This is a genomic window from Herbaspirillum sp. B65 (assembly GCF_000333555.1).
Lineage (GTDB): Bacteria > Pseudomonadota > Gammaproteobacteria > Burkholderiales > Burkholderiaceae_D > Herbaspirillum > Herbaspirillum rubrisubalbicans.
Window position 1 is genome coordinate 1 of the sequence record NZ_BADI01000080.1, and the last position, 9712, is coordinate 9712.

General features: G+C 65.5%; 8 protein-coding genes and 1 pseudogene. 2 read left to right on the forward strand and 7 right to left on the reverse strand.

All coding sequences use genetic code 11. The features are described from left to right. Positions 1–7 precede the first annotated feature (7 nt). Positions 8–334 (reverse strand): annotated as a pseudogene (locus I5W_RS02300) (DeoR family transcriptional regulator); the annotation flags it as partial. 98 nt (positions 335–432) lie between these two features. Between I5W_RS02300 and I5W_RS31920 the strand changes: the two are divergent. Next, the gene (locus tag I5W_RS31920) at positions 433–723 is read left to right on the forward strand and encodes a hypothetical protein (protein WP_159106099.1); all 291 of its coding nucleotides are present in this window, start codon (positions 433–435) and stop codon (positions 721–723) included. 198 nt (positions 724–921) lie between these two features. Then, the gene (locus tag I5W_RS02310; RefSeq protein ID WP_044528024.1) at positions 922–2946 is read left to right on the forward strand and encodes an OPT family oligopeptide transporter; all 2025 of its coding nucleotides are present in this window, start codon (positions 922–924) and stop codon (positions 2944–2946) included. A gap of 19 nt (positions 2947–2965) precedes the next feature. On the opposite strand, the gene I5W_RS02315 is transcribed toward I5W_RS02310, so the two are convergent. From I5W_RS02315 to I5W_RS02340, 6 genes are all read right to left on the reverse strand, one after another. Then, the gene (locus I5W_RS02315; protein WP_044528025.1) at positions 2966–3907 is read right to left on the reverse strand and encodes a phosphatidate cytidylyltransferase; all 942 of its coding nucleotides are present in this window, start codon (positions 3905–3907) and stop codon (positions 2966–2968) included. A gap of 17 nt (positions 3908–3924) precedes the next feature. Continuing rightward, the gene (locus I5W_RS02320) at positions 3925–4545 is read right to left on the reverse strand and encodes a lysophospholipid acyltransferase family protein (protein WP_017452649.1); all 621 of its coding nucleotides are present in this window, start codon (positions 4543–4545) and stop codon (positions 3925–3927) included. A 20-nt stretch (positions 4546–4565) separates the two neighbouring features. Next, positions 4566–5090: a hypothetical protein gene (locus I5W_RS33050; protein WP_252716861.1), complete on the reverse strand. Its 525-nt coding sequence runs from the start codon at positions 5088–5090 to the stop codon at positions 4566–4568. Positions 5091–6435: 1345 nt separating this feature from the next. Then, complete coding sequence (locus I5W_RS02330) at positions 6436–8187, reverse strand: bifunctional alpha/beta hydrolase/class I SAM-dependent methyltransferase (protein ID WP_044528026.1); 1752 nt, start codon at positions 8185–8187, stop codon at positions 6436–6438. Continuing rightward, complete coding sequence (locus I5W_RS02335; RefSeq protein ID WP_083893443.1) at positions 8184–8798, reverse strand: CDP-alcohol phosphatidyltransferase family protein; 615 nt, start codon at positions 8796–8798, stop codon at positions 8184–8186. Before I5W_RS02335 ends, I5W_RS02330 begins: the two co-directional genes overlap by 4 nt. A 205-nt stretch (positions 8799–9003) precedes the next feature. Then, on the reverse strand, positions 9004–9712 hold a 709-nt coding region (locus I5W_RS02340), incomplete at its 5' end, for a YifB family Mg chelatase-like AAA ATPase (RefSeq protein ID WP_044528029.1).

The window sequence follows — 9712 nt, forward strand, 5'->3', positions numbered from 1 at the left end:
TCATTGTTCATATGGCGATGACAACTTCCACATCCGTCTCGGCCAGCAGCTTGGCCAGTTCCGGGGGCGGCGGGGCATCGGTGAAGAGCACGTCGATCTGCGACAGGTGCGCCATCTTCACCAGCGCCTGGCGGCCGAACTTGCTGGCGTCGGCCACCAGCCAGACCTGGCGCGATTGCTCGATGATGGTCTGGGCCACCTTGACTTCGCGGGCGTCGAAGTCGCGCAGCACGCCATCCATTTCGATGCTGGAAATGCCGATGATGCCGATGTCGACCTTGAACTGGCGGATGAAATCGATGGTAGCCTCGCCCACGATGCCGCGGTCGCGCGACGATGAGAATCTGATAGACCCGTCGCTCGCGCACGGCCAAGCGCGCCACCAGCCGCAGCGGCCGCCCGCGCGACAGGCCGCGGGCGTCCAGGTCGATCGTGCGGGCAAAAACCGTGGTCTGGCCCGGCCAGGTGGGTGTGCCCTGGGGTTGGCCGGCGATGTTGTTCAACAGGGCCGTGCGCATGGCGTCCAGTGCCCGCGTGGCGGCGGCGGCATCGGGCAGTTCGGCGCTGCCCACGGCGAAGGTCAGCCCGTCGACCTCAGCGGCGGTCATGCTCATCTCTACCCTGGGGCCATCCAGGTCGACCGGGCGCGTCACGCTGGCCGGCTTGGCCGGCAGCAGCACCATGAAATGGGCGCCGTTGTCGCTGGTCTGGCGCCAGTTGTAGCGTGGCGAACAGGCCGCCAGGCACAGGCAGGCCAACGACAGGCAGAGCATGGCAGGACGAAGGCGGCGCATCTTNCAGCTCCAGGAGGGCGGGTGGCCATCATAGCAAAGCTCGTTGGCGCTTCCCTTTGCNTTGAAAAAACGCCATTGTCTGATGGCCGCCAGGCAATTCTTGCGGTATAAGAACGCATCCAAATGGATGGAACCCTTTACCGATATGAAAAACGACAACCACGCCGGCCTGCCGGAACTGACCCTGCGCGGAATGCTGCTGGGCGCGCTCATTACGGTGGTCTTTACGGCCTCCAACGTCTATCTCGGCCTCAAGGTCGGGCTGACTTTTTCTTCGGCCATTCCGGCCGCGGTGATCTCGATGGCGGTGCTGCGCCTGTTCAACAACGCCAATATCCTGGAAAACAACATGGTGCAGACCCAGGCCTCGGCGGCCGGCACCTTGTCTTCGATCATCTTCATCCTGCCCGGGCTGGTGATGATGGGCCACTGGCAGGGCTTTCCTTTTTGGCAGACGCTGGGCATCTGTGCCGCCGGCGGCATGTTGGGGGTGATGTTTTCCATCCCGCTGCGCCGCGTGATGGTGGTGCAAAGCGCGCTGCCCTACCCGGAAGGTGTGGCGGCGGCCGAAATCCTGCGCGTGGGCAGTGCCGACGCCGAGGGCGGCGAGGAAACCCGGCGTGGCCTGCGCGATATCCTGTTTGGCGGTAGCTTGGCAGCAGCCTTCAGTCTGATTGCCAGCGGACTGAAGCTTTTTTCCGAGAGCATCAGCCTGTGGCTGACCGCCGGCGCCTCGGTGGTACGCCTGACCATGGGCTTTTCGCTGGCGCTGGTGGGGGCGGGCTACATGATCGGCATTGTCTCCGGCATCGCCATCCTGATCGGCCTGGTGCTCGCCTGGGGCGTGGCCGTGCCTTACCTGACGGCGGTCACCGCGCACGCACCGGACCTGGCCCTTTCAGACTTCGCCAATGGCCTGTGGAAAAGCCAGGTGCGCTTCATCGGCGCCGGCATGATCGGCGTGGCCGCGATCTGGACCCTGGCGACCCTCTTCAAGCCCATGCTCGACGGCGTCAAGGCTTCGCTGTCGACGCTGGCGCGGCGTCAGCAGGGCAGCACCGAGCGCACCGACCAGGACATGTCGCCGCGCTGGATCATCGTCATCAGCCTGGCCATGATTGCGCTGCTGGCCGTGGTGTTCGCCTCCTTCCTGTCCGGCGCGCCGGTCTCGCCGGGGCTGTTCATCGGACTGGTGGTCTATGCGGTGGTATTTGCCTTCGTGTTCGGCTTCCTGGTGGCGGCGGCCTGCGGTTACATGGCCGGCCTGATCGGTTCATCCTCCAGCCCGATTTCGGGCATCGGCATCGTGGCCGTGATCCTGGTGTCGGTGCTGTTGCTGGTCTCGGGCGCGGTCGATCCGCTGCTGGCCACCCCCGAGGGCAGCAAGCTGGCCATCGCCGTGGCGCTGTTCGTGACCGCCGCCATCATCGCGGTGGCAGCCATTGCCAATGACAACCTGCAAGATCTGAAGACCGGCCAACTGGTCGGTGCCACTCCCTGGCGGCAACAGGTGGCGCTGCTGGTGGGATGCGTGGTCGGTGCGCTGATCATTCCGCCGGTGCTCAACCTGCTCTATCACGCCTATGGCTTCACTGGCGCATTGCCACGCGCCGGCATGGATGCGGCCCAGGCCTTGGCGGCACCACAGGCCACGCTGATGACCGCCATTGCCACCGGCATCTTCACCCGTGAACTGAACTGGACCATGCTGGGCGTGGGGGTGGCGCTGGGCATCGTGCTCATCGTGATCGACTGGTTGCTGGCGCGCCGTGGCGGGGTGGCGCGCCTGCCGGTGCTGGCTGTGGGCATCGGCATCTACCTGCCACCGATGGTCAGCAGCGCGCTGTTCCTGGGCGCGCTGCTGGGTTGGCTGATCGAACGCGTCCTGCGTCGTCGCGCCCAGGCGGCCGGTGCCGACTTCGAGGTCTACGCCGACAAGCCGCGTCAGCGCGGCATCCTGGTGGCCTCCGGCCTGATCGTGGGGGAAAGTCTGGTGGGCGTGCTGCTGGCGGCCATCATCGGCTTTACCGGCAAGGATGCCCCGCTGGCGCTGGTCTCCGGGGCCTTCGAGTCCACCGGACAGTGGCTGGGGCTGGCGGCGCTGGCCTTGATCCTGCTGGCGTTTGCGCGTCGGATCATGTCGGCGCGTTGAGGTCGGTGCGCCGCTTGGCTCAGGGCACCCACCAATAACGCAGGATGTGGAAGAAGATCGGGGCCGAGAAGCTGATCGAATCGACCCGGTCCAGCATCCCGCCATGACCTTCGATCATGGCGCCCCAGTCTTTGAGTCCGCGGTCACGCTTGATCGCGGACAGCACGAAGCCCCCGAAGAAGCCCAGGATGTTGATGGTCAGCGCCACCAGGGCGGCCTGCCAGACGTTGAAGGGCGTGATCCAGTGCAGCGCTGCGCCGACCGCTGTGGAGGTCAGCACACCGCCGACCAGTCCTTCCAGCGTCTTGGACGGTGAAATCTGCGGCGCCAGCTTGCGCTTGCCGAACAGCTTGCCCCACACATACTGGAAGACATCGCTGGACTGCACGGTGAGCACCAGGAACACGATCAATTGCAGATTGCGTCCCTCGAAGCCGGGAATGGGCAGCGTCAACAGGGCCGGCACATGCGAGATGCAGTACACGCAGATCATCAATCCCCACTGCACCTTGGCTGCCCGCTCCAGGAAATGCTTGGTATCGGCCGACAGCGAGGCCGAGATCGGCAGCAGCAGGAAAGCGTAGACCGGGATCAGGATGGAGAACAGGCCATACCAGTCCATCCAGATCAACACATATTGCAGCGGCAGGAACACAAAGAAACACCAGAGCAGGGCGCGATGATCCCCCACGCGGGTGTAGGTCACCGAGATGAATTCGCGTAGCGCTTGCAGTGAAATGAAGGCGAACAGCACCACCACACCAGTCTTGCCCATCCAGAATGCCAGCGCCAGTGCGCCGATCATCCACCACCAAGCCTTGATGCGGGCATTCAGATTGTCGACCACGTTGCTGCTGCGTCCAGCCAGGCGCCAGCGCAGCAGGCCGCCGATCGCGCTGGCCAGCGCGAGCACGGCAAAGACGCCGGCGAAGAGGGCGATTAAGGTAGTTTGGGGATTCATGATCGATTCCGGCAGGTTTATTCGGCGACGGGGGCGAGTTTGAGCAGGGCCTCACGGGCCCGGGTCAGGAATTGCTCCTTGCTTTCACCGGCTTGCAGCATCAGCGGTTCACCGAAGCTCAAGGTACACAGCAGGGGCAGCGGCACCAGGTGGCCCTTGGGCATGGCGCGGCCCAGGTTTTCTATCCATACCGGCACCAATTCGACTTCCGGGTGGGCGCAGGCCAGGTGGTACAGGCCACTCTTGAACGGTAGCAGGCCATCGTCGAGGTTGCGCGTGCCTTCCGGGAACAGGATCAGCGATTCGCCAGCGGCCAGCACCTGGCCCATGACGCCGATGGGGTCGGCGCTGCGCCCGGCTTGCCGGTCCACCAGCACACCGCGGAAGACGCGGTTGATGACATAGCGGCGTAGCGCGCCCTTGAGCCAGTAATCGGCCCCGGCCACGGGGCGCGTCTGCTTGCGCATCAAGCGCGGCAGCATACTCCAGACCAGCACGAAATCGCCATGGCTGCGGTGGTTGGGATAGTAGACACGCAGCTTGCTGGGGTCGGGGGCGGCGAACCAGCGGGCGCGCACGCCCGTAAGCACGCGCGCGAAGCTGCAGATGGCGGAGGCGAAGAGACGATCGATCAGCATACAAATTCAGCAATCAAGGATCAAAAAAAGAACAGCACCACGAAGCTGCCTACCCAGGCCCCGACCTGTCCGGCCAGGCATCGGTACTGGTACCGCAGCAGCCGGCGCGCCCCTGCGGTGCGTTGAGCCAGCGAACGGGTGGGCTCTGGTTGCTGGCCCAGGCCGCTCTCTCTGATGGCCAGGTCAAAGGCGGCCATATCGTCCTCGGGCCGCATTCCCCGATGCCAGCGGCGCGCCCAGGAGGCGAAGATGGGCGCGTCGAAGGCGCAGCGCAGGGCGAAGCAGTACTCGGCAATTCCGAATGCGATGGACAGCGTCAGTGGTATCCAGAGCTTGGGCGTGTCTACCTGCAAAGCCAGCAGGATCAGGGCGGCGCCGCTCAGCACCCGGCTGCCGGCGTCCAGCGGACGGCTCAGGCCCAACAGTGCGGCGGCGATTTCAGCTTGGTGCGCGGCTTGCAGTGCGGCTTGCGGTGCATCGGGCGGGAGATCCAGAGGGGCGTCATTGGCAGCATCGCCACTGGAACCCTGGCGCAGGGTCAGCATGTGATTCTCCTTGAGCAGGCGCTGCTCCACCTCCTGCAGGCGTTGGCGCAGCGCGTCGTTGATGACCACCGTGGGCCGGCGTTCGGCCAGCAGCGCCAGGGCGCAAGCATGTCAGGGCAGCGTTCGTTCAGGCACAGCCAGGTGGCCACGGCCGCGGCGCTGCGCGAATAGCCCAGGGCGCAGGCTACCAGCACGGGACCACGCCGCGNCAGTGATTCGATGCTGCGGGCAGCGGCCAGCAATTGATCGGCCTCGGGCACGACCAGGTCCAGCCAGGCATGTCCGGCGTAGCGCCAGTAGCCGCGTGGGGCGGGCAATTCGGCGCAGAGGTCGCACAGGGCGGCAAAGCGGCCTGCGCACATCTCGATGCTGGTGGGCAGGCGGCCCAGCCAGACATCATCGGTAATGGCATCCGGCTGGGGATGGCGGCGTGTCCACAGGCGGGCATTGCGCGCGGCGCCCCAGGTATACGGCGCCAGCAGCCATGTTGCCGGCAGCGAACGTTTGCCGTCGATCTTCTGAAAGCCGCCAGCGCCGGCCCAGGCATAGTTCCAGGCCACGATGGCCAGCGACAAGGCCAGCCAGCCCAGTGGCGCGGCCAGAGGCCGCAGGTTGACGGCCAGGCCCAATGCCAGCAAGGCACCCAGGCCATAGGCCAGCGCCAGACGCAGGCGTCGCGTGCTGCCCTGGCCGTCGCGCCGCAGCGGGCTTGCGCCTTGGTCCGGCCACAGCCACAGGCAGAACAGGCCCAGCATCGCACCGGTCGGAATATCGATGAAGTGATGCTGCCAGGTGGTCAGCACCGACAGGCCGATCAGCAGCGCCCAGCCGTGGATGAAAAGCTTGACCAGCCATCCGCTGGGCAAGCGGGCGAACTGTACCCAGATCAGCACCAGTAGTGCGATATGTAGCGATGGCGCCTGGTTGTAGGGCAGGTCGAAGGCTGCCAGCGAAGCGAACAGGGCGCCGAACAGACCCTCCGAAGGCGGGCGCACGAAGGCAAAGCGCAGCGGAAAGGCCAGAAAGCAGGCCACCGCGATCAACTGCGCGCTCAACAGCCGCAGGGCATGACGGTCGGTCTCGCGCGGGGTGCGGCAGCACAGGAAGGAAAAGCCGTACAACAGGTCGATGGACCAGTAGGGCAGGATGGTCCAGGGCAGGAAGGGGATATGGCTTTCCCAGGCATAGAAGAAGCTGGGGACGTTGGCGCGTGCGGCGGCGGCATGGTTGGCCAAGCCGTAGCTGAGGAAGAACAAGGGGCCCAGCAGCAACAGCCACGCCACGCCGCGCTTCCAAGGCAGCGGCGTGGGCGGCGCCGCAGGTGACAGCGGCTGCACGACCTGGCTCATGAGGCCTTGCGCCGGGCCAGCGACACCGTGAAGATACCCCACGGGTCGATGCGCTGCTCCAGTTTTTCGAAACCGGCCTCGGCGACCAACTGGTCCATCTCGGCCTGGGTGCGGCGCCGCATGACCCAGGCTTGTCCGCCGCGGTGGCTGGTGAGGGCGCGGGCGATCATTTCCAGTTGCGGATGCCATGGCTGGCCGGTATAGATCAGGTAGCCACCGGGCGCAATCGCGTCGGCCATGCCCGCCAGCGAAGTGGCCACCGCGTCATTGTCGGGGAAAAGTTCATATAGGCCCGAGACGATGCCCACCGTCGGCCGTGGTTGCAGCGCTGCCAGGCTGGCCCGGTCGAAAGCGTCACCTTGGACGAAGCGGGCGATGTCGCCCAGGCCCTTTTCCTCGATCAGCACGCTTCCCTGGCGCACGTTCAGTTCGCTGTAGTCGCGTAGCAGGATGGATTCGGGCCGCGGGCCACTATCCAGGGCTTCCAGCACGTAGCGTCCGTGTCCAGCCGCAATGTCGAGCACGCGCAGCGGCTGGCCCTCGGCTTGCAGGCGGGCCAGCGCCAGGCGCAGCAATTGTTCGATGTGCAGCTTGCGCTGGCGGATGCCCTTCCAGCCGATGGCATCCAGGTAGTGGCGGTCAATCGCGCGGCCTAGCGGCCCCACGCCCTCGGGACGATTGCGATAGACGTAGTCCAGCGTGCTGCCCGAATCGAAGCCGGTGCGGTGGCCCAGCGCCACCCCGGTCGACAGCAGCCCACCCAGCTTGAGGTTGGTGCGATAGCCGGCCCAGTACAGTCCCTTGGGGCTCAAGGTTGGCAGTGGCGCGGCCAGTGCCTGGGCTTCATCGAAGGTCGGACCCTGGCGGTGTGCCTGGCGCAGGTCCGGGCGCGACCAGGGCTGGGCGAACTGGCGCAGGATGAATTCACGGGCCAGGTCGGTGGCAATCTTGCGGTCTTTTTCACCGAAGGTGTCGTGGTAGAAACCGGGCAGCACATGCTTTTCCTTGGCCGTGCTTCCCAGGCGCGCAAAGAAGTCGTGCTGCGGGCCGTGATGCACCACCCAGTCGGCACCGGAGATGAGCAGCTGGGTCGGGATGGTGATGGCCTGGGCGTCGGCCACCACCCGTTCGGCCGCCTCATAGAGCGCCAGCAGGATGTTCACCGAGATCGGCCGGCTGATCAGCGGGTCGCTGTCGTAGGAGGCCTGACGCTGCCGGTCGTGGGTGAGGAACTTGGCCTTGACATAGCTGTTGACGAAGAAATTGCCGCGCAGCTTCTGCTGCAAGGCCAGGCCGGTACGGGCAAAGGGCACGTAGAGCTTGACCTTGAAGGCTGGCGAGGCCAGCACCAGGCAGCGCACGCGCGGGGCATAGTCATGCGCCCAGGTCGACACCAGCACCGCGCCCACGCTTTGCGCCAGCACCGCCAGGTCTTCCTCGGCCAATTGCCATTGCTGGCGCAGGTGGCCGATAAAGGTCTGCACATCGCGTACCGAATCGGCAAAGCTGGGCGAATAGCCGCGCGGGCCAGGCGAGCGGCCGTGGCCGCGGGCATCCCAGGCATAGAAATCGAAGTCCGGCAGATCGAGTTCATCGACCAGATGCGCCATGCGAGCGCCGTGCTCGTGGCCGCGGTGAAACATCACGACCGCACCGCGCCGCTGGCCTGAGGTGGCGGGCCAGCGACGGTAGAACAGGGTCTGGTCGTCGTGGGTGATGAACTGGTGTTCCTGGACAGGTCGGTTCATGGGCGGGGGAGAGCGGCCAGGCCGCTGCGGATACGGTTGACGATATTGAGGAGGATGGCCACTGCCGCCAGCGGCAGCGCCCAGAAGATCCAGTCCGGCAGTGCGCCGGTCAGGCCCAGCCACAGGCCCAGGGCGCCGAACAGGAAGGCGCGGTCGCTCTTGCCCATGGGGCCGGCGTACTGGCGCGGCGCCCCCACCATCGGGCCCAGCGCGCCGGCCATCTCGGAGACGGCCGCCAGGAAGATCACGCTGCCCACGCTGGCCCAGCCAAACGGCGCCACCAGCACGAAGGGCAGGTAAAGCGCGGCATCGGCGATGACGTCGCTCAACTCATTGAGATAGGCGCCCAGCGCCGATTGCTGGCCGAATTCGCGCGCCAGCATCCCGTCTACCGCATTCAAGGCCATGCGCAGGAACATCCACAGCGGCAGCAGCAGGAACCAGCCGGGCCGTTGCGCCCCCAGCATGAACAGCCATGCACCCAGGGCCAGCGAGATCAGCATGGCCAGCAGGGTCACCGCATTGGCCGTCACGCCGGCATGGGCCAAGGCTCGCACCATGGGGCGCAAGAGTGCCTGGAAGCGGGGTTTGAGTTGGTAGATGCTGATCATGCAGCACCTGCCGCATGGCGGAGAATAAAGAGGGAGGGCATGGCATCGTCCGTTGTTATAGGTTTTGCTTGAGTTCTTGTTTTGTGCGCGGCGCTTTGTGGTCTTTGTCCACGCAAGTAGCTCTTCTGTTCCCGCTATTGCACAAAGTAAGTGGAAATCACCTGCAAAGTGTTATCACTTGGATAAGCCAGATCGACCATTTGTGTCATTGGTCGGCCAGTCCTCGTCGATACTGGATGGCCTCGGCCACATGGGCTTGCCCGAGCGCGTCGCTAGTGGCCAGGTCGGCGATGGTGCGGGCCAGTTTCAACACCCGGTGATAGGCCCGCGCCGACCATTCCAGGCGCACCATGGCGGCTTGCAGTAATTGACTGGCAGCCTGGTCCGGTTGGCAGTAGCGGTCGATCTCGCTGCCGCTTAACTGACTGTTGGGTTTGCCCTGGCGCTGCAGTTGGCGCTCAAAGGCCAGCGCCACCCGTGGCGCGATGGCGGCGCTGGGCTCTCCCGGTTGATGGGCCGCCAGTTCTGCCGGACTGAGCGCGCCCACCTGCAATTGCATGTCGATGCGATCGAGCAGCGGGCCGGACAGGCGTGCCTGGTAGCGCTTGACCAGTTCCGGCGTACAACGGCAGCGCCCGCTCGCTTCGCCGTGCAGGCCACAGGGGCAGGGATTCATCGCCGCCACCAACTGGAAGCGCGCCGGAAATTCGGCCTGGCGCGCCGCGCGTGAGATGGTGATGCGGCCCGACTCCATCGGCTGGCGCAGCACGTCCAGCACGCTGCGGGGATATTCGGCGATTTCGTCCAGGAACAGCACTCCGTGATGCGCCAGTGAAATCTCCCCCGGTCGCGGCGTACTGCCGCCCCCCACCAATGCCACGGCTGAGGCCGTGTGATGCGGCGCCCGAAAGTCG